This window comes from Enterobacter cloacae complex sp. ECL72 (genome assembly GCF_019056635.1).
GTDB classification, from domain to species: domain Bacteria; phylum Pseudomonadota; class Gammaproteobacteria; order Enterobacterales; family Enterobacteriaceae; genus Enterobacter; species Enterobacter hormaechei_C.
Genome location: NZ_CP077659.1, coordinates 1,454,025 through 1,477,902, shown reverse-complemented (window position 1 = coordinate 1,477,902; position 23,878 = coordinate 1,454,025). Strand labels below are relative to the sequence as shown.

The following is a 23,878-nucleotide window of genomic DNA, read 5'->3' as shown; positions in this document are numbered from 1 at the left end:
GATAAGATTATGGGTCACTACACACGCTGGCTTGAGCTTAAAGAAGAACATCCGGGTAAGTACGCCCGTGATATCGCCGGATTAATGCACATCAGCGAAGCAGAGCTGGCATTTGCGCGCGTTGGACACGACGCCTGGCGGCTGCGCGGTGAAATCCGTGAGATTCTGGCAGCGCTGGAGTCGGTGGGGGAAACCAAATGCATCTGCCGTAACGAATACGCCGTTCACGAGCAGGTCGGGGCGTTTACTAACCAGCACCTCGGCGGCCACGCCGGGCTGGTGCTGAATCCGCGCGCGCTGGATCTGCGTTTGTTCCTCAACCAGTGGGCGAGCGCGTTCCACATAAGTGAAACGACCTCCCGCGGCGAACGTCAGAGCATTCAGTTCTTCGATCATCAGGGCGACGCTTTACTGAAGGTCTACACCACGGATCACACCGACGTTGCCGCCTGGGGCAACGTGCTGACCCGTTTTATCATTGCCGATAACACCACTCTGGCACTGAAGGCTGTCGATGCCCCTGCGCATTCCGACGGTGCTGATGCAGGCCCGGTGGAGAAAGAGTGGCGCGCCATGACCGATGTGCATCAGTTCTTTAGCTTACTGAAGCGCCATAAACTGAGCCGCCAGCAGGCGTTTCGTCTGGTGAGTGACGATCTGGCCTGTAAGGTGGATAACAGCGCGCTGGCACAGCTGCTGGAGACGGCGCGACAGGACGGAAACGAAATCATGATCTTCGTCGGCAACCGCGGCTGCGTGCAGATCTTCACCGGTGTGGTGGAAAAACTGACGCCCATGAAGGGCTGGCTGAACATCTTCAACCCAACCTTTACCCTGCATCTGCTGGAGGAGACTATCGCCGAGACGTGGGTAACGCGTAAGCCTACGGCGGACGGACACGTTACCAGCCTGGAGCTGTTTGCTGCGGACGGCACTCAGATCGCCCAGCTCTACGGGCAGCGTACCGAAGGCGAGCCTGAGCAGAGCCAGTGGCGCCGCCAGATTGACGCCCTGACGCCAGAAGGGCTGGCCGCATGAAAAACTGGTTCGCCCTGCTCTGCGCCCTGCCGCTGGTCGCCGTCGCCGCGCCGGAGAGAATTGTCGCCCTCGGCGGCGACGTGACGGAGATCGTCTACGCCCTCGGCGCGGAGTCTTCTCTGGTTGCGCGCGACAGTACCAGCCAGTGGCCGCAGGCGACAAACGCGCTGCCTGACGTGGGGTATCTTCGCCAGCTGAATGCGGAGGGGATTTTATCCGTACGCCCGACGCTGGTGCTGGCAAGCGACCAGGCGCAGCCCTCTCTGGCGCTGAAACAGGTTGAACAGAGCCACGTCCGGGTGGTTACCGTTCCCGGCACGCCTGACCTGCGCGCGATTGACGAAAAAGTACGGGTGATAGCTCAGGCGACGCATCATGAGGCGCAAGGGGAAACCCTGCGCAACTCGCTGCGTCAGGCGCTGGCGGCACTGCCCTCAACACCGCTCAACAAGCGGGTGCTGTTTATCCTCAGCCACGGCGGAATGACCGCAATGGCGGCCGGGCAACAGACCGGCGCGGATGCGGCAATACGCGCCGCCGGGTTGCAGAACGCCATGCAGGGCTTTACCCGCTATCAGCCGCTTTCCCAGGAGGGGGTGATGGCCAGCCAGCCGGATCTGGTGGTGATTTCGCAGGACGGTCTTAACGCGCTGGGCGGCGAAGAAAATCTGTGGAAACTGCCCGGTCTGGCGCAAACGCCAGCGGGACGAAGCAAACAGGTGCTGGCTATTGATGATATGGCCCTGCTGGGCTTCAGCGTCCGCACGCCGAAAGCCATACAACAGCTGCGTGCCAGAGCGGAGCAACTGCCCTGATGTCCCGGCGCATCACGTTATCGTTATGGCTTCTGGCGGGGTTGCTTACCGTCATGACGTTCATGGCCACCGGTTTTGGGGCGTTACGCCTGCCGGTGAACGTGCTGTGGAGCGGCAGCGATGAGACGCTACGCCAGATCTGGCTTACCATCCGTCTGCCCCGCGTACTGCTGGCGCTGGTGATTGGCGGATCGCTGGCGCTCGCCGGCTGCGTCATGCAGGGGCTGTTCCGCAATCCACTGGCCGACCCGGGCCTGCTCGGGATCAGCAGCGGTGCGGCGCTGGCCGTCGCCCTGTGGGTGGTGCTCCCGCTCTCGCTGCCCGCGCTGGTGATGCTTTACGCCCCTATGCTGGCGGCATTTCTTGGGGCGCTGGCAGCCACTGGCGTGATCTTCCTGCTCAGCAAGCAGCGTGACCCCTCTCTGTCACGTCTGTTGCTGGTGGGTATCGCCATCAATGCCCTGTGCGGTGCGGCAGTGGGTGTGCTTTCGTGGGTCAGCAATGACGCCCAGCTGCGTCAGCTTTCACTCTGGGGAATGGGAAGTCTTGGTCAGGCACAGTGGTCAACGCTGCTCGCCGTGACCTCGCTGATGGTGCCTGCCGTTCTGGCGATCTGGCGTTGTGCCAGCGCATTAAATTTACTGCAACTGGGTGAAGAGGAAGCGCATTACCTTGGCGTGGACGTTGCCTTTGTACAGCGAATATTACTGTTATGCAGCGCCCTGCTGGTCGCTGCGGCTGTCGCCGTCAGCGGCGTGATTGGCTTTGTCGGACTCGTGGTGCCGCACCTGATGCGCATGTGGCTGGGCGCCGATCACCGGGCAACCCTCCCCGGCACGGTACTCGCGGGCGCTTTACTGCTGCTGGTGGCGGATACGGTCGCGCGCACCCTGGTCGCTCCGGCAGAAATGCCGGTCGGCCTGCTCACCAGTATCCTTGGTGCTCCCTGGTTCTTATGGCTCATTTTTCGTCGTGGAGAACAGCATGGCTGAACGTTATACGGCTGAAAATCTTACTTTTACCCGATCTGGCCGCACGCTGACAGATAACGTTTCGCTGTCACTGTCGCAGGGAGAGCTGGTTACATTGATCGGCCCCAACGGCGCGGGGAAATCCACACTGCTGCGGCTGCTGACCGGCTACCTGAAACCCGACAGCGGCGGCTGTTCGCTGGCGGGAAAAGCGCTGGAGGAATGGCATCCGCAGACGCTGTCCCGCTATCGGGCAGTGATGCGCCAGCAGTCTCAGCCTGGATTTGACTGGCAGGTGGAGGAGATCGTTGGCATGGGGCGTGCGCCCTGGACGCGTCACCCGGAACCGTCGATTGTGCGTGAGGTGTTGCAGCTGACCGGTTGCCTGCCGCTGGCCGGCAGGCGTTATCATGCCCTCTCCGGCGGCGAGCAGCAGCGCGTCCAGCTCGCCCGCGCGCTGGCGCAGCTGTGGCGTGACGGAACGCCGCGCGGCTGGCTGTTTCTCGACGAACCCACTTCAGCGCTGGATCTCTACCACCAGCAGCATCTGCTGCGCCTGTTGAAATCGCTGACCCGTCAGGGCCATCTTCACGCCTGCGTGGTGCTGCACGATCTCAATCTTGCCGCATTATGGTCGGACCGGATCCTGCTGTTACACAACGGCAGGATTGTTTCTCAGGGCATACCGGAGACGGTTTTGCAGGCCGACGCGCTGGCACACTGGTACGGTGCGCAGGTGCACGTCGGCAGACATCCGGCGCACGCCGCACCGCAGGTTTTTCTCGCCCCTTAGCTTGAGCAGCTCACTTCCAGCCGCTTGCCCCAGTCCGGCGGGCGGCTGACATAGTCATCCTCCCGGTCGGCAAACGGCGTGCGCAGGGCGATATGCAGCCGATGCAGCTCGGTATAATCCCCCTGCTCTGCCTGCTCAATGGCCCGCTGCGCCAGCCAGTTGCGCAACACCATCGCCGGGTTAACCGCCTTCATCCGCGTCTGGCGGGTATCGTCATCAATCTGTTCCTGCTGTAAACGCGTCCGGTAAACGGCAAACCAGTCATCAAACGCCTGACGATCGATGAACTCGTCGCGCAGCGGTGACGCGGCGCTCTGCTGCGCGGTCTGGCTCAGCATACGGAAGGTTCGGGTATAGTCGCTGCCTTCACGCACCATGATGGCAAACAGCCCATTCAACAGCGCGTTATCGCCTTTTTCCTGCGTCATCAGCCCCAGCTTGTTGCGCATTAACACACCATATTCCCGCAGCAGGATCTCCTGATAGCTGTCCAGCGCATCGTTCAGGGCATCGACGTCGATAAACGGCGACAGGCTTTGCGCAAGCCGCTGAAGGTTCCACAGCCCCACCGCAGGCTGGTTGTCGAAACGGTAACGCCCCTGATAGTCCGAATGGTTACAGATGTAACCCGGCTGATAGTCATCAAGGAAGCCGTACGGACCGTAGTCAAACGTCAGCCCTAACAGGGACATGTTGTCGGTATTCATCACCCCGTGGGCAAAGCCGACGGCCTGCCAGCGGGCAATCATTGCGGCAGTGCGCGCGACAATATCACGGAACCAGAGAACATAGCGGTCCGGCTCGTTTTGCAGGTGCGGCCAGTGACGGCGAAGGGCGTAATCGGCAAGCTGGCGGACCTTATCCGGCTCGCGGCGATAGTAGAAGTGTTCAAAATGACCGAAACGCAGATGGCTTTCCGCCACGCGGATCAGCATCGCTCCCTGCTCCATCGTTTCACGGGCCACCGGCGTGTCGCTGTTGACTATGGACAGCGCGCGTGAGGTGGGGATCCCCAGGGCATGCATCGCCTCGGAAGCCAGACCTTCACGGATGGTTGAACGCAGCACCGCGCGGCCATCCCCCATGCGTGAGTACGGGGTTAGCCCTGCCCCTTTCAGGTGCCAGTCGAGCGTTTCGCCATTCGGCAGAACCTGTTCACCCAGCAGGATGCCGCGGCCATCGCCGAGCTGTCCCGCCCAGACGCCAAACTGATGTCCGCTGTAGACCTGAGCCAGCGGCTTCATGCCCGGGAGCAGCGTTTCGCCGCCCCAGACGCCGGCGCCTTTTTCTGGCTGAAAAAGCGTCGAAGGGATGCCAAGCGAATCCGCCAATGCATCGTTATGCCAGATAAGACGCGCGTTCTGTAATGGCGTTGGCTTAAGCGCGGTGTAAAAGCCGGGTAATTCATCGTGCCAGTGAGCAGTAAAAGACAGGGTCATAAGTCCTCCTGCTTTAAGTGTAGAGGGTTTCCCTGGACGTAAACACGGGCGAAGAAAGGGGTTATTGCTGAACGAGAGTCGTGACTCGCTCTGCCGGGACGGCAGGCCACAGGCTTCCCTGCATTGCACCAAAATTGAAGGGCAGCACGCGTTGTAAGATGCCGTGATCGTCAATTCCCGAGACCATGACCGACTGACAATGCGGCGCGATCTGCCAGAGAATGGCGCGCATAAAAGGCTCAAACGAGAGTGCCGACACGCGCTGCTGGATAAAGTTTTTATCCAGAATCACCCGTTTGAACAGACCATCATAAACCGGTTTAAGGGAAGATGCCCCTGCACCAAAGTTAGCCAGTACTAAGGGGAAATGGATCGCCATTCTTGCCAGACAGGGATCGTCTTTCCCGTTATTTAAACCTGGATAGTTCTCATTAACAGTAAACTCAAGAAACGGATAACGCTCGAGGATTGAAACAGCGTTCTCATTAGTTAATAAAAACTCAACAATTGCAGGTGTAATATTGATCCATGCAATTAACTGATGCTGAATAAAAAATAGCTTACAGGTATCGAGTAATTGCAGTTTCTCCTGAAACAGCGCTAATTCATCTTCCTGAGAAAGATGTGGGATAACCAGTTCAGTCGGGATCCGTACGTCCGCACCCACGCCAGTAAAGTTAACCAAAATCTCTAAACCTTTAAGCAAACCTGCACTATCACGCGCCGGAAGGAGTAAAAGTTCAGACTGGTAAGCATTATCTAGCGTAATAATCATCGCGCTTGTCCTGCATTAAAGATGAGAGAGAACATCCTGGAGCAATTGCAGGCACAATTCCACTGTCTTGATTTTAATAAGATTAATTTCATTCTTTCCGTATTAATTTTCAGATTTTTCCCTGAATCTAAATTAATTTTATCCTGGTTATTGAATAATAGCCAGTTTTAGATAAAACAGGCACATGCGGACATAAATAATTGGGCAAAAATTTAACTTTAATCAACCCGCAAGAAAAGCCTGACGTCTATTTTCACCGCCAGGCCCTCCGCACTGCATTTTTATGCAGCGGTTAAATACGTCTGGCCTGCCAGAAGTTTTTACGCCAGTAAACATTATCCAGAGAGGAGCGCATCACGCCACGGCTGGTCGAGGCATGAATGAACTGATTATCGGTATCATAGATGCCGACATGAAGGCCGCTTTCACCGGAGCCCGTTTTAAAAAAGACCAGATCGCCGGGCAGGAGCTCGTCTTTATCAATTTCAGTGCCGATTTTCGCCTGCATACGCGTTTCACGCGGAAGCTGGAGGTCAAATTTATCGCGGAAGGTCATCAGCACGAATCCCGAGCAATCCACCCCGCCCCGGCTCATGCCGCCGTAGCGATAAGGTGTGCCGCGCCAGTTGCTGAGCTGATCGTTCAGGCTGGCAATGACCGTAATGGAATCGGAAAGCCGTGGGTTGGGCGGAGGTGCACGATGGCTGCTGCATCCTGCAAGAAAGAGCGCCGCAACAAGGAGAAACCAGAATCGCATTTCAGACGAATCCTCTGCTTTTTTTGTTCTTTCGGTAATTTAGCGTGCATCTATGCAGCTGTGCAAGAAAGGTTATTCCTGCGCCGTGGAAATGAGCATCTTGTGGCCTTCAATATCCAGCCTCCGGAACGACATGTGGTAAGCGCTCGCAAGATTGGCGGCCGTCAGTACGCTGTCGCGCGTTCCGCTGGCAATCAGCTTGCCACGCGCCAGCAACCACACCCGATGCGCGTGGCGCAACGTATGGTTCAAATCATGGCTGCTCATCACAATGGCAATCCCCTTGCGACACAGCGCGCTGAGCAGGGTATCCAGCGCTGCCTGTTGGGCAACGTCCAGCCCACTCATCGGCTCGTCCAGCAGCAGCAACCGCCCGTGAGGATTTCCCGCCGGATGGATCTGAAGGATAACGGCCGCCAGACGCACGCGCTGCCACTCGCCGCCGGAAAGCTGATTTGCCTGCCGGGTAAGCTTGTCGTCTAACCCGAGTGCCGCAGCAACCTCGTTGAGCAATCCCACCTGATTTTTGTCAGGCAGATGCAGCGTCAGGTAGTGCCAGACGGGCATCGCAAAGGGCGGAACCTGCTGCTGAACCAGATAGCTTCGACGGGAGGCAAGTGTAGCGGGTAGCCAGTCGACGAGCGATTGCCCGAGAAAGGTAATCTTTCCTTCCCCGGTGGTCAGCCCCGCCATACGCGCCAGCAGCGTGCTTTTTCCAGCGCCGTTTGGCCCAACCAGGTGAAGGATTTCACCTGCGTTGACTGCGGCAGTCACAGGCTCAAGACGTCCCTTCCCGGCAACGTCCGTGAGCTGCATCAGCAGCGTCATTATTTCGCCAGCGCCAGCTTGATTGATTCCATCACGATAGGATCTTCAGGCGTCATGTCAGGCGAAAAACGCTGCACGACCTCACCGTCACGGCCAATCAGGAATTTTTCGAAGTTCCACAGAATATCGTCCGGATAGAGCGGCGCGCGGCCTTTACTTGCCATACGCTCATAGAAACCACTCTCTTCAGGCGCAACGGCGGTCGGCGCCGCGGCCACCAGTTTGGCATACAGCGGATGACGATTTTCACCGTTCACGTCAATTTTGCTGAACATCGGGAACGTCACGCCATAGGTTGTGCTGCAAAAGGTCTTAATCTCCTCTTCGCTACCCGGCTCCTGGCCCAGGAACTGGTTGCACGGGAAGCCGAGTACGGTAAAGCCGTCTTTTTCCCAGGCTTTATGAATGTTTTCCAGCTGTTCATACTGCGGCGTAAGGCCACATTTCGACGCCACGTTCACGATGAGCAGCACCTTGCCCTTGTAGCCTTCCAGCGTGGTTTTCTCGCCGTCAATGGTCGTCACTTCGGTATTCAGAATATCAGACTGCATAGCATTCCCTCAGGTTGACTTACAGGTTGTGTTTTAACGTCCAGCTTTTAATAGTAGCCAGATAAAGACCGGTGCGCCCAGCGTTGCGGTCACCACGCCTATGGGCAACTCAGCGGCCGTCAGGGCGAGCCGGGCGATGATATCGGCAACCAGCAGCGTTGCCGCCCCGGCAACCGCCGAGGCCGGGAGCAGAGTTCGGTGGTCCGTAATGCCGCACAGGCGCAGCATATGCGGGATCACCAGCCCAATAAAGCCAATCGCCCCCGCCAGCGCCACGCTTACGCCTACCATCCAGCCAATGGCGATAACCAGCACGTTGCGCCAGAATCCAATCGGCATCCCGAGCTGGCGAGCAGACGTTTCGCCCAGCGCGAGAATATTAAGAGGCTGCGCCTGGAACGCCGTCCACAGGATGACCGGGATCAGGAGCACCATCAGCCACCCCTGACGCCAGTCAACACCCCCAAATCCCCCCATCATCCAGTACATTAACTGGCGCAGATCGAAGGAGGTAGAAAAGTAGACGGCCCAGGTCATCAGCGCACTACAGATGATCCCCAACGCTACCCCGGCAAGCAGCAGCCGACTGGTGGATAAGTGGCGGCGGGCAAAGCGCAGAAGGATAAGGGTTATCAACAGCGCGCCAAGGATGGCGCTGAGGCTAATCCCCCAGCCGGAGAGCTCGCCTCCCCCCAGCATCACGGCGGCGATAAGCCCGACGCCTGCGCCATTCGAGACCCCGAGAAGCCCGGGTTCCGCCAGAGGGTTTTCAAATAATGCCTGCATGATCGTGCCGCACAGCGCTAGCGCAGCGCCAACTAAAAGGACAGCCAACGTCCGCGGCAGGCGGATCTGCCATACAAAGAGCTGTCCTTCAGGCGTAAACCAGCTTTCCGGCCCCAGCCACCGATCGCCCGCACACAGGCTGACGGTGGTGGCGACAATCAACAGCACCCCGAGCAGACACAGGCGGCGAAGATCGGAGCGGTGCTGGCGGCGGGCAAGATCAAGCATAGACGATAGGTTATCCGGTTGAGATATCATTGATTTTACGGCGGGTTTAGCAAATAGCGCAAAGAAAAAAGGCCGCGTGAGCGGCCTTTTTAGTTAGTTCATATTACTCTGCTTTGGGCGTTGCGTTTTCGACACGGCTTTTTAACTTCTGTCCGGGTCTGAAGGTCACCACGCGGCGGGCTGTAATGGGAATATCTTCCCCCGTCTTCGGGTTACGGCCCGGACGTTGGTTTTTGTCTCGCAAATCAAAATTGCCAAAACCGGAGAGTTTAACCTGCTCACCATTTTCCAGAGCACGACGGATCTCTTCGAAAAACAGCTCTACCAGCTCTTTGGCATCCCGTTTGCTAAGCCCAAGCTTATCAAACAGATATTCTGACATTTCAGCTTTTGTAAGCGCCATAGGTTCAATCCCTCAATGATGCCTGGAATCGCTCTTTTAATGCCTCTACACATTTGGCGACGGTAGCGGCAATCTCCTCTTCTTCGAGTGTACGGCTGGTATCCTGAAGGATAAGGCTAATAGCGAGGCTCTTGAAACCTTCTGCTACGCCCTTGCCGCGGTACACGTCAAATAAGTTTACGCCAACTACCTGATTTACGCCAACTTTCTTACATTCGGCCAAAATATCTGCTGCGGGCACATTTTCAGCGACCACAACCGCGATATCACGGCGGTTTGCCGGGAAGCGGGAGACGTCCTGCGCCTGAGGAATGACGCGGTCTGCAACCGGGTTCCACTCCAGTTCGAATACGATGGTACGGCCATTCAGATCCAGCTTACGTTCCAGCTCCGGGTGAACAACCCCAATGAAACCAACACGTTTGCCGTCTAAATAGATCGCCGCACTCTGACCCGGATGCAGGGCTGGAATCGCTTCTGCGCGGAATTCAATTTCGGATAATTTACCGGTCAGATCGAGAATCGCTTCCAGATCGCCCTTCATATCGTAGAAATCAACCGTCCCTTTTGCCAGGTCCCAGTGCTCTTCAAAGCGGTTACCGCTGATGGCGCCGGCCAGCATGAGATCCTGACGGATGCCTAAATTCGCCTGAGTATCCGGTACAAAGCGCAAACCGCTTTCGAAAATACGCACGCGGTTTTGCTGACGGTTCTGGTTATAAACGATAGTACCCAGCAGTCCCGTCCACAGGGACAGACGCATCGCTGACATCTCGCTGGAAATCGGGCTTGGCAAAATCAGCGCTTCCTGACCCGGATGGATCAGCTGTTGCAGCTTAGGATCAACGAAGCTGTAGGTGATCACTTCCTGGTAGCCTTTGTCGTTCAGCATGGTTTTCACACGCTTCAGAGACAGATCGGCCTCGCGATGGCTGCCCATCACCAGACCCGCCTGCACCGGCTCGTCAGGGATGTTGTTGTAGCCGTAAACGCGGGCCACTTCTTCCACCAGATCTTCCTCGATCTCCATGTCAAAACGCCAGGACGGCGCAACGGCTTTCCACTCGTCCTGACCCTCAGTAACTTCGCAGCCCAGACGCGTCAGAATGTCGGTCACCTGCGCATCGGCAACGTGGTGACCAATCAGACGATCCAGTTTGCTGCGGCGCAGGGTAATGGTCGCACGCTTCGGCAGCGTCGCTTCGTTGGTCACATCGATAACCGGACCCGCTTCGCCGCCGCAGATGTCGATCAGCAGGCGAGTAGCACGCTCCATCGCTTTGTATTGCAGCGCAGGATCCACGCCACGCTCGTAGCGGTGAGAAGCATCAGTGTGCAGACCGTGACGGCGTGCGCGGCCGGTGATGGAGAGCGGGCTGAAGAACGCGCATTCCAGCAGGACGTTTTGCGTCTCGTCGTTGACGCCAGAGTGCTCGCCGCCGAAGATCCCGCCCATCGCCAGCGCTTTGTTGTGATCGGCAATCACCAGGGTGTCAGCGTTCAGTTTCGCTTCGCTGCCGTCCAGCAGAACCAGGGTTTCGCCCTCTTTCGCCATGCGCACGACGATCCCACCTTCGATACGATCTTTATCAAAGGCGTGCATTGGCTGGCCCAGCTCCAGCAGAACATAGTTGGTGACGTCGACGACCGCATCGATAGAACGGATACCGCAGCGACGCAGTTTCTCTTTCATCCACAGCGGGGTTGGCGCTTTAACGTTAATACCTTTCACCACACGACCGAGGTAGCGTGGGCAGGCCTCAGGCGCGTCTACCTGTATCGGCAGCACGTCACTGATGGTTGCCTCAACCGGAGCGATCTCCGGCACGTTCAGTTCAGTCTGGTTCAGCACGGCCACGTCGCGGGCCACACCGATGATGCCTAAACAGTCAGCACGGTTTGGCGTTACGCTGATTTCGATGGTGTTGTCATCAAGCTTCAGGTATTCGCGGATATCGGTACCAACTGGCGCATCCTGCGGCAGTTCAATAATGCCGGAGTGATCGTCGGAAATACCCAGTTCGGAGAAGGAGCACAGCATGCCTTCAGACGGCTCACCGCGCAGCTTAGCCGCTTTGATTTTGAAATCGCCCGGCAGCACCGCACCGACGGTCGCCACGGCCACTTTCAGGCCCTGACGGCAGTTTGGCGCACCGCAGACGATATCCAGCAGACGGTCACCGCCCACATTGACTTTTGTTACGCGCAGTTTGTCAGCGTTAGGGTGCTGACCGCATTCAACCACTTCACCCACGACCACGCCGGTGAAGGCGCCAGAAACCGGCTCTACACCGTCAACTTCCAGACCCGCCATGGTGATCTGGTTGGAAAGCTCGTCGCTGTCCAGCGTGGTGTTCACCCATTCGCGTAACCACAGTTCACTGAATTTCATTGTTCTGTCCTGCCCTTATTTAAACTGTTTGAGGAAACGCAGATCGTTTTCGAAGAACGCACGTAAGTCGGTTACGCCGTAGCGCAGCATGGTCAGACGCTCCATACCCATACCGAACGCAAAGCCGGAATACACTTCCGGATCGATACCCACGTTGCGCAGCACGTTTGGATGCACCATGCCGCAGCCCAGCACTTCCAGCCATTTGCCGTTTTTACCCATCACGTCAACTTCCGCAGACGGTTCGGTGAACGGGAAGTAGGACGGGCGGAAGCGAACCTGCAAATCTTCCTCAAAGAAGTTGTTCAGGAAATCGTGCAGCGTGCCTTTCAGGTTGGTAAAGCTGATGTTTTTATCAACAATCAGACCTTCCATCTGGTGGAACATTGGGGTGTGGGTCTGATCGTAGTCGTTACGGTATACGCGACCCGGCGCGATGATGCGGATTGGCGGCTCCTGCTCCTTCATGGTACGGATCTGAACGCCGGAAGTCTGAGTACGCAGCAGACGGGTAGCGTCAAACCAGAAAGTGTCGTGGTCAGCACGTGCCGGATGATGGCCAGGAATGTTCAGGGCATCGAAGTTGTGGTAATCATCTTCAATTTCCGGGCCAGTCGCCACGGTAAAGCCGAGCTCACCGAAGAAACTTTCAATACGATCGATAGTACGAGTCACCGGATGCAGACCGCCGTTTTCAATACGACGACCCGGCAGAGAAACGTCAATCGTTTCTGCCGCCAGACGCGCATTCAGTACTGCGCTTTCCAGCTCGGCTTTACGCGCGTTCAGCGCCTGCTGTACCTGCTCTTTGGCTTCGTTAATCACTGCACCGGCTGCCGGGCGCTCCTCTGCTGGCAGTTCACGCAGGGTAGTCATCTGAAGGGTCAAATGCCCTTTCTTGCCCAGATATTCGACGCGGACATTGTCTAACGCGGCAACATCTGAGGCCTGGTTAATGGCGGCCGTTGCACTGGCAACCAGCTCTGCGAGATGTGACATGGTTTTCCTCATTATGTCGGTGCAGACACCGAATTGTTGGACGTATTCTCTTAACTTCAGGCACAAAAAAAGCCTCCATCGGGAGGCTTATCTGGCGCTGTTTTTCGTTTCATCTTTCACGCGCTAGCCTCCTGAAGTCAGGTGCTAAAGTAAAAGAAGAAGCGGAAAAAAGCAGCATTCATGCTTGCGTTACCTTGTAGGGTAAAAACCGTTAAGACCTTATTGAAAAGCCTGCACGGATAAATGTCAATCTTCTGATGGTGTTAAATGAAAAGAGGAGGCAAAGCCCCCTCTCTCAACTGGCTTATGCCAGTGCTGCTTTCGCTTTTTCGACCAGAGCGGTGAACGCTACTTTGTCGAATACTGCGATATCAGCCAGGATCTTACGGTCGATTTCAACAGAGGCTTTTTTCAAGCCGTTGATGAATTTGCTGTAAGAAATACCGTTCTGACGTGCTGCTGCGTTGATACGCGCAATCCACAGTTGACGGAACTGACGCTTACGCTGACGACGGTCACGGTAAGCGTACTGACCTGCTTTGATAACAGCCTGGAAGGCAACGCGGTATACGCGTGAACGCGCACCGTAGTAGCCTTTAGCTTGTTTCAAAATTTTCTTGTGACGTGCACGTGCAATTACACCACGTTTTACGCGAGCCATGTGTGCTCTCCTGTATCTATTCTAAGTTAAAAAAGTTAAACGTTAACGACTTATGCGTACGGCAGGCACGCGATGACCAGGCCCAGATCGCCTTTAGAAACCATGGCTTTTGGACGCAGGTGACGTTTACGCTTGGTAGCTTTCTTAGTCAGAATGTGACGCAGGTTAGCGTGCTTGTGCTTAAAACCACCTTTACCGGTTTTTTTGAAGCGCTTAGCAGCACCGCGTACGGTCTTAATTTTTGGCATTTTAATAACTTCCACTTCGCATTGTTAAATAAACGAAACATAGGCGAACAAAACCTATGGGGCCCGAAGGCTCCACAGATTTTGCTGCTTGAAGGCCTTACTGTTTCTTCTTAGGAGCGAGCACCATGATCATCTGGCGGCCTTCGATCTTCGTAGGGAAGGATTCGACTACTGCCAGTTCACTCAGATCGTCACGGACGCGGTTAAGCACTTCCATACCAATCTGTTGGTGGGCCATCTCACGACCGCGGAAACGCAGCGTGATCTTGGCCTTATCGCCATCTTCCAGAAAGCGAATCAGGCTGCGGAGTTTTACCTGATAATCGCCATCGTCGGTACCAGGACGGAATTTAATTTCCTTAACCTGGATAACTTTTTGCTTCTTCTTCTGTTCCTTAGAAGACTTACTCTTTTCATAAAGGAACTTGCCGTAGTCCATGATACGACAAACTGGCGGTTCGGCGTTAGGGCTGATTTCAACTAAATCTACTCCAGCTTCTTCAGCCTTTTCGATCGCTTCTCTCAGACTCACAATCCCCAGCTGCTCGCCTTCCAGACCTGTTAAGCGAACTTCCTGGGCGCGAATCTCGCCATTGATACGATTCGGACGTGCCGTTTGAACTCGTTTTCCGCCTTTAATACCTTATTCCTCCAGTTGTTGAAGACTGCGGCTGCGAATCTCTTGTTGCAGCTTCTCAATCACTTCACTTACGTTCAGGCTCCCCAGGTCTTTACCACGGCGGGTGCGAACGGCAACTTTGCCTGCTTCCACCTCTTTATCACCACAGACCAACATATACGGGACACGACGTAAAGTGTGCTCGCGGATTTTAAAGCCAATCTTCTCATTTCTCAAGTCTGCTTTTACGCGAATGCCCGCATTTTGTAGTTTCTGCGTCAATTCTTTAACGTAATCCGCCTGAGAATCGGTAATGTTCATCACCACTACCTGCACTGGCGCAAGCCAGGTTGGGAAGAAGCCCGCGAACTCTTCGGTCAGGATGCCGATGAAGCGCTCCAGTGAACCGAGAATCGCACGGTGAATCATAACCGGCACCTGACGCTCGTTGTCTTCGCCAACATAAGAGGCGCTTAAACGCTGCGGCAGGGAGAAGTCCAGCTGTACCGTTCCGCACTGCCATGCGCGATCGAGGCAGTCATACAGGGTAAATTCAATTTTCGGACCGTAGAATGCGCCCTCGCCCAGCTGGTATTCGAACGGAATACCGTTCTCTTCCAGCGCGACGGCGAGATCCGCCTCTGCGCGATCCCATGTCTCATCGCTGCCGATACGTTTTTCCGGACGCGTTGAGAGTTTGACCACGATCTTCTCGAAGCCAAAGGTGCTGTACATATCGTAGACCATACGAATACAGGCGTTAACTTCTTCACGGACCTGATCTTCAGTACAGAAGATATGCGCATCATCCTGAGTAAAGCCACGAACACGCATCAGACCGTGCAGCGCACCTGATGGCTCGTTACGGTGGCAGCTACCGAACTCCGCCATACGCAGCGGCAGATCGCGGTAGGATTTCAGACCCTGGTTGAAGATCTGAACGTGGCCCGGACAGTTCATTGGCTTGATGCAGTATTCTCGGTTCTCAGACGAAGTGGTGAACATTGCATCTTTGTAGTTGTCCCAGTGGCCGGTTTTTTCCCACAGCACACGGTCCATCATGAACGGGCCTTTCACTTCCTGGTACTGGTACTCTTTCAGCTTGGAGCGCACGAACGTTTCCAGTTCACGGAAGATAGTCCAGCCGTCGTTATGCCAGAACACCATCCCCGGCGCTTCTTCCTGCATATGATACAGGTCAAGCTGCTTACCGATTTTACGGTGGTCACGCTTAGCCGCCTCTTCCAGGCGTTGCAGGTACGCGTTCAGGGCCTTCTTATCGGCCCACGCGGTACCATAAATACGCTGCAACATTTTGTTGTTGCTGTCGCCACGCCAGTAAGCGCCTGCGATTTTCATCAGTTTGAAGTGATGACAGAAGCGCATGTTCGGCACGTGCGGTCCACGGCACATGTCGACGTATTCCTGGTGATGGTACAAGCCAGGCTTGTCATCATGAGCGATGTTTTCATCAAGAATCGAGACTTTGTAGCTCTCGCCGCGCTTCACGAAGGTTTCACGCGCTTCGTGCCAGCTGACTTTCTTCTTAATGACGTCATAGTTGGTTTCGGCGAGCTCGTGCATTCGTTTCTCGAGCGCGTCGATATCTTCCTGAGTCAGGGTGTGGTCAAGGTCAACGTCGTAGTAGAAACCGTTGTCGATAACCGGGCCGATCGCCATTTTGGTGTTTGGCCACAGCTGCTTAATAGCATGGCCTAACAGGTGCGCACAGGAGTGACGAATGATCTCCAGACCTTCTTCGTCTTTCGCGGTGATGATCGCAAGCGTTGCATCGCTTTCAATCAGATCGGACGCGTCTACCAGCTCACCGTTTACGCGACCTGCTATGGTTGCTTTTGCAAGTCCAGGGCCGATATCCAGGGCAACATCCATTGGGCTAACAGCATGGTCGAAATGGCGTTGGCTGCCATCAGGAAGAGTAATTACAGGCATTTTATATCCTTATTTGCAGTGATGCCCCACACATAAGAGCATATACAAAGAAAATAATCGTGATTAAACAGTAGATTACGAAACCATCTGACCAACAATCGTCAAATTGGTTCGTCATCATGCACCTGCCGATTCAGATAAATGCGAATTTACGGCAAGCAGGGTAATGGTAACACTATTGAAAGGGCGAATGCACCTTCTGCGACCGTTTGAACCGTTCATCCTTTTGTCTGCGTTCATGAACTTTTGCTGACGGAGGCTCGCAATCCGAAAGTGCTGAGCTATTCTTGACTTGGTCCTTAAACATCGAAGGGGTATCACATGAATGTATCCAGCAGAACCGTTGTGATATTGAATCTACTTTCCGCTGCTTGCCTGGTATTGATTCTGGCTGACAGATTCCATTGGTTTTAAGCCGAACCGGTGTTCCGGCATAACCTGTTGTCCAGGGTTGAGCGCTTTCTGGCGCAGATTTTGGTAGACTAAGGGTATCAACTGACAAGGATTAGGTTATGCCAACAAAAAGATTTGCCGTGAAGCACTGGAAAATGGTCGTGGTGTTAATTGCTATTTGCGGCGCGATGTTGCTGCTGCGCTGGGCCGCAATGATCTGGGGCTAATATTTTGTCAGCGAAAACGTGCCGTGAATTTACTGAATAAATCTTAACTATCTTTACGTTAATTTATGGTCCAAAACCGGTACGTCATAATCCGGTTTTCGACAGGCTGTGACAGCGTATATATTCCGTCACACGTGGCAGTTGAAATATCAGGACCACTCACCCGCCACCAGCTTGTGTACATCAAATGCATCATTCATTGACTGGCCGGTAGACTGAGAGCCAGGGGCAATGTTGGAGCCTGCTTCTACATCCGAGGCTTTAGCGATCCCGATTGGGCTGTTAACGTCACTGGCAGGTTGCGTCATATTATCAGCAGCAAATACGCCAAATGAAAGTGCGGAAAGCACCATCGCTGCTGTAGCGGTTTTGATTTTTTTCATAATTTTATTCTCATACTTATTTAATGCGATATGCCTGAGGCGAGTTTTTCGCCTGTGCCGTAAGTGTAGATCTGGATCACATTCTTGCCTAGTCAAATTATTTATCAATTCGTGTCAAATAAACTGAATAAGCCCTGGTCGGCTAATTATGGAGAAATTATGAAGATGAAACCAGACCCATTATTTTAAAACGCCGTTTAATATAAATAAGCACAGTTTCATAAAATAAAAAACGGGCCGAGAATAATCCCGGCCCGACGATATTACATTTTATAACCTAAAGAAATCGTGGTTCGGCGATCGGTATGTTCCGGCGCAGAATCAGGTGGGGATGAGTTCCAGGTTACGTTGTACGCCACCTTGAGTCCAAAGTGTTCGTTGATGGCCACGTTCAACGCACTTTCTGAGTTCAGCGTTGTATCTTCAGCACCAAACACCGACACACCCTGGGTGAATTTTGTGTTGTCCGTCATCTGCCATGCATAGGTGCCCGATGCATAACCCAGCGGCTGGGTTTCATCTTCGCCGTTGGTGTACTCGTCGTAACGGACACCCGGACCGAATTCAAAACGCAGGCTGTGCACCGGCCCATTGAGGAACTGACGACCATAACCCGCAGTCACGACATCACGCTGGCGATAGCCGTTGTAGCGGTCAGTCAGCCAACTCGCCTGCCCGAACAGGTAGTCATAATCGGTCATGTTGTATCGGCTACGTCCGCCTACCGCGTATTTCTCTGATGAGCGTTGATCGTTAGCAGAGGTGTTGCTGGCATTTCCCCACAGCGACCAGGCCGTGGTGTTGCCGTACCAGGTCAGGGTGCTGTCTGCGGTCAGGGAGGAGCTTTTCGTATTACCGGATTGCGCCAGATACCCGGCATTCACGTTACCTTCAAAGGGTTTTTTGGCAGTGGAGGGATCGTCCATGACAGTAAAAACGGTATCATCGGCGGTTGCATTCAGTGACGCAAATACGCCACCCGCCAGCATCAGTGCTGCGGGTACTGTCTTCAAAAGCTTCATTTTATTTAAGGAGTCCGTACAACATAAAAAGAGACCGTCACGGTCTCGGAAACTTTCTTGCGGATCAATGACAAGGCGACCATAGAAAGGTAACAAATTATAAAAAGCCGCAAATAACATAGCAATATTTTCTTCTTTCATTTTTTGAATAAGAACGATCCCAAAACGTGTTTTATTTTATATGCCCGGCGCAGGTTATTTGTCAGCATTCATATTTAAAATCATACTGTTATTTACGTTGCCTTCCTGCCAAACGGTGCCAGGCTTAAAAGAACCCATGATAAAAGGAGGTCATGATGGCTTCGATTTATACGCTGACACTCTCCCCTTCCCTCGACTCCGCGACCATGACGCCGCAAATCTACCCGGAAGGTAAGCTGCGCTGTAGCGCGCCGGTGTTTGAGCCGGGCGGCGGCGGCATCAACGTGGCGCGCGCTATTACCCATCTCGGCGGAAAAGCCACCGCCATCTTCCCCGCTGGCGGTGCCACGGGAGAACATCTGGTTGCGTTGCTGGCAGATGAACAGGTGGCCGTAGACACCGTCGATGCTAAAGACTGGACCCGGCAGAACCTGCATGTCCATGTTGAATCCAGCGGCGAGCAATATCGTTTTGTGATGCCGGGGGCGAAATTGAGCGATGATGAGTTTCGTCAACTGGAAGAGAAAGTGCTGACCATTGAAAGCGGCGCATTACTGGTGATCAGCGGTAGCCTGCCGCCGGGCGTCAAAACAGAAAAACTGACGGCGCTGGTTCAGGCGGCGCTCCAGCGCGGCATCCGCTGCATTGTCGATAGCTCGGGCGAAGCCCTGAAGGCGGCGTTAGAACCCGGACAACTTGAACTCGTTAAACCTAACCAGAAAGAGCTCAGTGCCCTGGTTAATCGAGAACTCAGCCAGCCTGATGACGTTCGTACTGCCGCAGAAGAGCTGGTACGTACGGGCAAAGCGCATCGCGTTGTGGTCTCTCTCGGTCCTCAGGGTGCGCTGGCCGTCGACAAGACGGGCTTTGTACAGGTTGTGCCACCGCCGATGAAAAGCCAGAGCACCGTGGGTGCCGGTGACAGTATGGTTGGCGCGATGGTGCTGAAGCTGGCGCAGGGCGCTTCGCTTCTGGAGATGGCACGCTATGGCGTCGCGGCAGGGAGTGCAGCCACCATAAACCAGGGAACGCGTCTGTGTTCGCTTGCGGATACCCAGAAAATTGTCGATTACCTGGCGAGAAGCTGAACCTGCTTCCCCTTCCCATGGAGGGGGAAGTCGCTAAACAGGGCATATCGACTATGCTAAGAAAACTTTCAGGATAACAACGAGGTGAATTATGAGCAGTGGTGATATCACCCGCTACGTCGTAACCGTGAATATTCATGAGGCGTCGCTGACCGAACTGAATGAACTCAACAACGCGTTCACGCGCGCCAATTTTCTGCTCACGCTGACGGACGATGAGGGCAATATTCACGATCTCGGCTCACTGGCATTTGGCCTGATAAGCCCGCTGAGTCAGGAAGAGGTGAAGGCGCTGGCCAGTAGTCTGGTGGAAAGCGTGACTGACAAAGCCACGGAAATTGATGTGGATAGCTGGGAAAACTGGCATAAAAAAGAACAATAAGTGCCCTGTACAAAATTAAACCGCTCAGTTGTGCGTTAGTTCCTGTTTTTTTATAGCCGTTTTGCGCTAACTTTATGATCTGGCAGACAACATGGGAGAGACATCATGTGGCAGGCTATCAGTCATCTTTTAAGTGAGCAGCTGGGTGAAGGTGAAATTGAACTGCGTAACGAACTGCCAGGCGGAGAGATCCATGCCGCATGGCATTTACGTTACGCCGGGCGCGATCTTTTCGTTAAATGTGATGAGCGCGAATTACTCCCCATTTTTACTGCCGAAGCCGATCAGCTTGAGCTGTTATCACGCAGTAAAACAGTCACCGTTCCGCAGGTTTTAGCCGTCGGCAGCGATCGTGACTATAGCTTTCTGGTGATGAACTATCTTCCCGCGCGTCCTCTGGATGCGCACAACGCCTTTATTCTCGGGCAACAGATCGCCCGTTTGCACCAGTGGAGCGATCAACCTCAGTTTGGGCTCGATTTTGATAATGACCTCTCCACCACCCCACAGCCAAACGCATGGCAGCGCCGCTGGTCGACTTTTTTCGCCGAGCAGCGCATCGGCTGGCAGCTGGAGCTGGCCGCTGAAAAGGGATTAGCGTTCGGCAACATCGACGCGATTGTTGAACACATTCAGCAGCGTCTGGCTTCGCATCAGCCTCAGGCATCCCTTCTGCACGGTGATTTATGGTCGAACAACTGCGCGCTTGGGCCTGATGGTCCCTATATATTTGACCCGGCCTGCTACTGGGGCGACAGAGAGTGTGACCTCGCGATGCTGCCGTTGCACCCTGAACAGCCGCCGCAAATTTATGATGGCTATCAGTCTGTCTCGCCGTTACCTGCGGGTTTCCTTGATCGTCAGCCGGTTTATCAGCTGTACACCTTGCTAAACCGGGCTATTTTGTTTGGCGGGAGTCATCTGGTGAATGCCCAGCGGGCGCTGGACCGTATCCTGGCCGCATAGCGGGAGGGGGCGGCTTCTCGCCCCTTCCCTTAACATTTACAGGAAGCCAAGCAGCGTAAAGAAGAAATACCCGGCCACAATGATAATGACCGGCAGGATGTAGAGCGGGAAGAACTGCACGAAAATGGTATGACGCGGCACGACAATGCGCGATTCGATCTGCTCGCGGCTCATCCCGTCAGGGCCTTTCGCCTTCTCAAGGATCAACTGGTCTTCCACCCCTTCGCGTAAAAAGCGGGTCTGGCGACTCATGCGCGCGCCGGAGGCCTGCAACGCCATCGCGATAAATATCAACGCATAGATTATCCAGAAACCGACATTCAGCTGGTGGTGAAAATCCGGCGTGGGCGAGTTGAACCAGAAGACGTTCAGGAACGGGGTGTTAAACCGCATCATCTCAATCATGACGTGGGCAAAATCAAGCATAACGGCGTTGATGCCCGGCTGTTTTTCGCTGTGATCGTACATAAATTTGAGTACGGAGATCAGCGTTGAAATCAGGGCGGGAATGAAAATAACCCAACCAGCAATACGTTTTAAGACCGCGATGCGTCCAGCTTGTTGATACGTCATTAGTTCCTCTTCATAAAGACGCGTTATTTGTGCCTAAGTCTACCTGCTGTCGGTCATTTTCGCCCGCTCTTTGAATGCAATATGCTAAATTGCTTGTGCTTAGCACCGTTCGTCTTACCCCCCAAGATAAGGAGATGTTGTAATGTCGACCCCGCGCCAGATACTTGCCGCTATTTTTGACATGGATGGATTGCTGATTGATTCCGAACCCCTGTGGGATCGGGCTGAACTGGAGGTGATGGCCAGCCTCGGCGTCGATATCAGTCGTCGTAACGAGCTTCCCGATACCCTGGGGCTGCGCATCGATATGGTGGTTGACCTCTGGTATGCCCACCAGCCATGGGTTGGCCCGGATCGCGACGAAGTTACGGCGCGCATTATCAACCGCGCCATTTCTCTCGTAGAAGAGTATAAGCCTCTGTTACCGGGCGTACGCGACGCTATCGCCCTGTGCAAGGCACAAGGGCTGAAAGTGGGGCTGGCCTCCGCCTCACCGCTGCATATGCTGGAAAAAGTGCTGACGATGTTCGGGCTGCGCGACAGCTTCGACGCGCTGGCCTCGGCCGAAAAGCTTCCTTACAGCAAGCCACATCCGCAGGTGTATATGGACTGCGCAGCGAAACTGGGGCTGGATCCGCTTACCTGTGTGGCGCTGGAAGATTCGGTTAACGGTATGGTGGCGTCCAAAGCCGCACGTATGCGCTCCATCGTTGTGCCGGCTGAAGAAGGCCGACACGATCCCCGTTTTGCCCTCGCGGACGTCAGGCTGACGTCTCTTGAAGAATTGACTGCCCGCCATCTGCGCGGGGAGTAACGCTCTTTCAGGCAGCTTCGGCTGCCTGTCTCGCCAAATCAAAACAACGTTTTACTTTATTTGCTTTTCTCATTCCAGACTCCTATTCTTACGTGCAGAATGACAATAACCTGACTTCTGAGGCGCGTATGATACTGGATGCTTTTACTCTGGCAGGAAAAGTGGCGATGGTGACCGGGTGCGATACCGGTCTGGGGCAAGGTATGGCCATTGCCCTCGCCCAGGCAGGATGCGATATCGTGGGGGTTAACCGCAAGGTTCCTGACGAAACGGCAGCGCGCGTTACGGCGCTGGGACGACGCTTTATCGCGATTCGCGCCGATCTTGTCAAGCAGGAGAGTATTCAGAGCGTGGTGGATACCGCAGTCGCTGAGATGGGCCGCATCGATATTCTGGTTAACAATGCCGGCACCATCCGCCGTGCCGATGCGCTGGAATTTAGCGAGAAGGACTGGGACGAGGTCATCGATCTCAATCTGAAATCGGTCTTTTTCCTCTCTCAGGCAGTGGCGAAACAGTTTATCGCGCAGGGTCAGGGCGGCAAGATTATTAACATTGCCTCCATGCTCTCCTTCCAGGGCGGCATCCGGGTGCCCTCCTATACGGCGTCCAAAAGCGGCGTGCTGGGCCTCACCCGCCTGCTGGCGAACGAATGGGCAACGCTGGGCATTAATGTGAATGCTATAGCGCCGGGTTATATGGCGACCAATAACACCCGGCAGCTTCGCGATGATGAGCAGCGCAGCCAGGCGATCCTCGACCGTATTCCGGCGGGTCGCTGGGGTCTGCCGGAGGATTTACAGGGTCCGGTGGTGTTCCTGGCCTCATCGGCCTCTGATTACGTTAACGGTCATACCCTCGCCGTAGACGGTGGCTGGCTGGCGCGCTAACCGTGCGTTTGTGACAAAGAGTTACACCGTCACCTCTTTCACACACTGTATAAAAACCCTATACTGTATGAATCGACAGTTTACCGGGTTTTATCATGACGGCGGAAGGCCACCTGCTTTTTTCACTTGCCTGTGCAGTGTTTGCCAAAAACGCTGAACTGACCCCTGTGCTGGCACAGGGGGACTGGTGGCATATTGTCCCTTCCGCCGTGCTGACCTGCCTCCTGCCGGACATAGATCATCCAAAGTCATTCCTTGGCCAGCGGCTGAAGTGGATTTCAAAACCCATCGCCAGAGCCTTTGGTCATCGCGGGTTTACCCACAGCCTGCTGGCCGTATTCGGCCTGCTTACACTCTTCTATTTGAAGGTTCCGGAGAGCTGGATCGTCCCGGCGGATGCCATTCAGGGCATGGTGCTCGGCTACTTAAGCCATATCCTCGCCGATATGCTGACGCCAGCAGGTGTACCGCTGCTCTGGCCCTGCCGCTGGCGTTTCCGTCTGCCAATCCTCGTGCCGCAAAAAGGCAACCAGCTGGAGCGCGTTCTGTGTATGGCGCTGTTTGCGTATGCCGTGTGGATGCCGCAGACATTGCCCGAAAATGGTGCAGTGCGCTGGTCATCGCAAATGATCAACTCGCTACAATTTCAGTTCAATCGTTTTATTAATCACCAGATTGAACATTAAACCGACAATATAATCACTTTTGTCATAAACCATTCCATATGGATATAAGCGCGACAT

The 23,878-nt window shown here is 54.6% G+C and carries 29 protein-coding genes and 1 other annotated feature; of the genes, 12 read left to right on the top strand and 17 right to left on the bottom strand.

The annotated features are described in order from the left end of the window. Positions 1–9 precede the first annotated feature (9 nt). The 4 genes from chuS to KTH07_RS07165 are packed head-to-tail and all read left to right on the top strand — an operon-like array spanning position 10 to position 3,617. Positions 10–1,038, top strand: coding sequence for a hematinate-forming heme oxygenase ChuS (chuS, locus tag KTH07_RS07180; protein WP_032620350.1), 1,029 nt, complete (start codon positions 10–12; stop codon positions 1,036–1,038). Further along, entirely contained in the window at positions 1,035–1,853 is an 819-nt protein-coding gene (locus KTH07_RS07175) for a hemin ABC transporter substrate-binding protein (RefSeq protein WP_017384647.1), read from the top strand. Before chuS ends, KTH07_RS07175 begins: the two co-directional genes overlap by 4 nt. Next, on the top strand, positions 1,853–2,845 hold the full coding sequence (locus KTH07_RS07170) for an iron ABC transporter permease (RefSeq protein ID WP_032619823.1): 993 nt from the start codon (positions 1,853–1,855) through the stop codon (positions 2,843–2,845). The genes KTH07_RS07175 and KTH07_RS07170 overlap by 1 nt, the downstream gene beginning before the upstream one ends. Beyond that, a complete protein-coding gene (locus KTH07_RS07165; protein ID WP_032619825.1) occupies positions 2,838–3,617 on the top strand; it encodes a heme ABC transporter ATP-binding protein in 780 nt (259 codons plus the stop codon). The genes KTH07_RS07170 and KTH07_RS07165 overlap by 8 nt, the downstream gene beginning before the upstream one ends. Here KTH07_RS07165 and selO read toward each other — a convergent pair. The 14 genes from selO to thrS form a co-directional block, all read right to left on the bottom strand. Next, entirely contained in the window at positions 3,614–5,056 is a 1,443-nt protein-coding gene (selO, locus tag KTH07_RS07160; RefSeq protein ID WP_032619827.1) for a protein adenylyltransferase SelO, read from the bottom strand. The genes KTH07_RS07165 and selO overlap by 4 nt on opposite strands. 61 nt (positions 5,057–5,117) lie before the next feature. Beyond that, positions 5,118–5,831: an EAL domain-containing protein gene (locus KTH07_RS07155; protein ID WP_032619829.1), complete on the bottom strand. Its 714-nt coding sequence runs from the start codon at positions 5,829–5,831 to the stop codon at positions 5,118–5,120. 292 nt (positions 5,832–6,123) lie between these two features. Next, on the bottom strand, positions 6,124–6,588 hold the full coding sequence (locus KTH07_RS07150) for an NlpC/P60 family protein (RefSeq protein WP_015570730.1): 465 nt from the start codon (positions 6,586–6,588) through the stop codon (positions 6,124–6,126). A 72-nt stretch (positions 6,589–6,660) separates the two neighbouring features. Further along, positions 6,661–7,416, bottom strand: coding sequence for a vitamin B12 ABC transporter ATP-binding protein BtuD (gene btuD / locus KTH07_RS07145; protein ID WP_032619830.1), 756 nt, complete (start codon positions 7,414–7,416; stop codon positions 6,661–6,663). Further along, positions 7,416–7,967 carry a glutathione peroxidase gene (locus KTH07_RS07140; protein ID WP_017384653.1) on the bottom strand — a complete coding sequence of 184 codons (552 nt, stop codon included), beginning with the start codon at positions 7,965–7,967 and terminating at the stop codon, positions 7,416–7,418. The genes btuD and KTH07_RS07140 overlap by 1 nt, the downstream gene beginning before the upstream one ends. 33 nt (positions 7,968–8,000) lie before the next feature. Continuing rightward, positions 8,001–8,981 carry a vitamin B12 ABC transporter permease BtuC gene (btuC, locus tag KTH07_RS07135; protein ID WP_017693588.1) on the bottom strand — a complete coding sequence of 327 codons (981 nt, stop codon included), beginning with the start codon at positions 8,979–8,981 and terminating at the stop codon, positions 8,001–8,003. Between the two features lie 103 nt (positions 8,982–9,084). Beyond that, the gene (gene ihfA, locus KTH07_RS07130; protein WP_003857805.1) at positions 9,085–9,384 is read right to left on the bottom strand and encodes an integration host factor subunit alpha; all 300 of its coding nucleotides are present in this window, start codon (positions 9,382–9,384) and stop codon (positions 9,085–9,087) included. Between the two features lie 4 nt (positions 9,385–9,388). Next, entirely contained in the window at positions 9,389–11,776 is a 2,388-nt protein-coding gene (pheT, locus tag KTH07_RS07125) for a phenylalanine--tRNA ligase subunit beta (RefSeq protein ID WP_032619831.1), read from the bottom strand. Between the two features lie 15 nt (positions 11,777–11,791). Beyond that, entirely contained in the window at positions 11,792–12,775 is a 984-nt protein-coding gene (gene pheS, locus KTH07_RS07120; RefSeq protein WP_003857809.1) for a phenylalanine--tRNA ligase subunit alpha, read from the bottom strand. A gap of 62 nt (positions 12,776–12,837) precedes the next feature. Further along, positions 12,838–12,962, bottom strand: a sequence feature (Phe leader region). Beyond that, positions 12,913–12,957 (bottom strand): pheST operon leader peptide PheM, encoded by a 45-nt coding sequence (pheM, locus tag KTH07_RS07115; protein ID WP_154299526.1) that lies wholly within the window; start codon positions 12,955–12,957, stop codon positions 12,913–12,915. (Overlaps the previous feature by 45 nt.) Positions 12,963–13,079: 117 nt before the next feature. Further along, positions 13,080–13,436 carry a 50S ribosomal protein L20 gene (gene rplT, locus KTH07_RS07110; protein ID WP_000124850.1) on the bottom strand — a complete coding sequence of 119 codons (357 nt, stop codon included), beginning with the start codon at positions 13,434–13,436 and terminating at the stop codon, positions 13,080–13,082. 50 nt (positions 13,437–13,486) lie between these two features. Next, positions 13,487–13,684 carry a 50S ribosomal protein L35 gene (gene rpmI, locus KTH07_RS07105; protein ID WP_001124225.1) on the bottom strand — a complete coding sequence of 66 codons (198 nt, stop codon included), beginning with the start codon at positions 13,682–13,684 and terminating at the stop codon, positions 13,487–13,489. A 97-nt stretch (positions 13,685–13,781) separates the two neighbouring features. After that, positions 13,782–14,324 carry a translation initiation factor IF-3 gene (gene infC, locus KTH07_RS07100; protein ID WP_023616141.1) on the bottom strand — a complete coding sequence of 181 codons (543 nt, stop codon included), beginning with the start codon at positions 14,322–14,324 and terminating at the stop codon, positions 13,782–13,784. Positions 14,325–14,327: 3 nt separating this feature from the next. Next, positions 14,328–16,256 (bottom strand): threonine--tRNA ligase, encoded by a 1,929-nt coding sequence (gene thrS, locus KTH07_RS07095; RefSeq protein ID WP_032619833.1) that lies wholly within the window; start codon positions 16,254–16,256, stop codon positions 14,328–14,330. Between the two features lie 321 nt (positions 16,257–16,577). Here thrS and yncL point away from each other — a divergent pair, with 321 nt between their 5' ends. Next, positions 16,578–16,670 (top strand): stress response membrane protein YncL, encoded by a 93-nt coding sequence (yncL, locus tag KTH07_RS07090; protein ID WP_071842885.1) that lies wholly within the window; start codon positions 16,578–16,580, stop codon positions 16,668–16,670. A 98-nt stretch (positions 16,671–16,768) separates the two neighbouring features. Further along, positions 16,769–16,876, top strand: a complete 108-nt coding sequence (gene yniD / locus KTH07_RS07085; protein WP_003857815.1) for a small membrane protein YniD — start codon at positions 16,769–16,771, stop codon at positions 16,874–16,876. Between the two features lie 149 nt (positions 16,877–17,025). Here the strand turns inward: yniD and KTH07_RS07080 are convergent, their stop codons facing one another. Both KTH07_RS07080 and KTH07_RS07075 read right to left on the bottom strand, forming a co-directional pair. Continuing rightward, on the bottom strand, positions 17,026–17,259 hold the full coding sequence (locus KTH07_RS07080; RefSeq protein ID WP_015570736.1) for a hypothetical protein: 234 nt from the start codon (positions 17,257–17,259) through the stop codon (positions 17,026–17,028). Between the two features lie 263 nt (positions 17,260–17,522). Beyond that, positions 17,523–18,281, bottom strand: coding sequence for a YdiY family protein (locus KTH07_RS07075; RefSeq protein ID WP_032620351.1), 759 nt, complete (start codon positions 18,279–18,281; stop codon positions 17,523–17,525). Between the two features lie 296 nt (positions 18,282–18,577). On the opposite strand from KTH07_RS07075, the gene pfkB reads away from it, so the two are divergent. From pfkB to KTH07_RS07060, 3 genes are all read left to right on the top strand, one after another. Further along, complete coding sequence (gene pfkB, locus KTH07_RS07070) at positions 18,578–19,510, top strand: 6-phosphofructokinase II (protein ID WP_032619834.1); 933 nt, start codon at positions 18,578–18,580, stop codon at positions 19,508–19,510. A 91-nt stretch (positions 19,511–19,601) separates the two neighbouring features. Next, positions 19,602–19,892, top strand: coding sequence for a type V toxin-antitoxin system endoribonuclease antitoxin GhoS (gene ghoS / locus KTH07_RS07065; RefSeq protein ID WP_003857822.1), 291 nt, complete (start codon positions 19,602–19,604; stop codon positions 19,890–19,892). A 105-nt stretch (positions 19,893–19,997) separates the two neighbouring features. After that, complete coding sequence (locus tag KTH07_RS07060; protein WP_032619835.1) at positions 19,998–20,858, top strand: fructosamine kinase family protein; 861 nt, start codon at positions 19,998–20,000, stop codon at positions 20,856–20,858. Between the two features lie 36 nt (positions 20,859–20,894). Here the strand turns inward: KTH07_RS07060 and KTH07_RS07055 are convergent, their stop codons facing one another. Then, a complete protein-coding gene (locus tag KTH07_RS07055; RefSeq protein ID WP_015570741.1) occupies positions 20,895–21,431 on the bottom strand; it encodes a YniB family protein in 537 nt (178 codons plus the stop codon). Between the two features lie 142 nt (positions 21,432–21,573). Between KTH07_RS07055 and hxpB the strand changes: the two genes are divergently transcribed. The 3 genes from hxpB (at position 21,574) to KTH07_RS07040 (ending at position 23,821) form a co-directional block, all read left to right on the top strand. After that, positions 21,574–22,245: a hexitol phosphatase HxpB gene (gene hxpB, locus KTH07_RS07050; protein ID WP_032619836.1), complete on the top strand. Its 672-nt coding sequence runs from the start codon at positions 21,574–21,576 to the stop codon at positions 22,243–22,245. Between the two features lie 128 nt (positions 22,246–22,373). Next, a complete protein-coding gene (gene kduD / locus KTH07_RS07045; RefSeq protein ID WP_063161992.1) occupies positions 22,374–23,135 on the top strand; it encodes a 2-dehydro-3-deoxy-D-gluconate 5-dehydrogenase KduD in 762 nt (253 codons plus the stop codon). A gap of 95 nt (positions 23,136–23,230) precedes the next feature. Then, a complete protein-coding gene (locus tag KTH07_RS07040) occupies positions 23,231–23,821 on the top strand; it encodes a metal-dependent hydrolase (RefSeq protein WP_015570742.1) in 591 nt (196 codons plus the stop codon). The last annotated feature ends 57 nt before the right edge of the window (positions 23,822–23,878 follow it).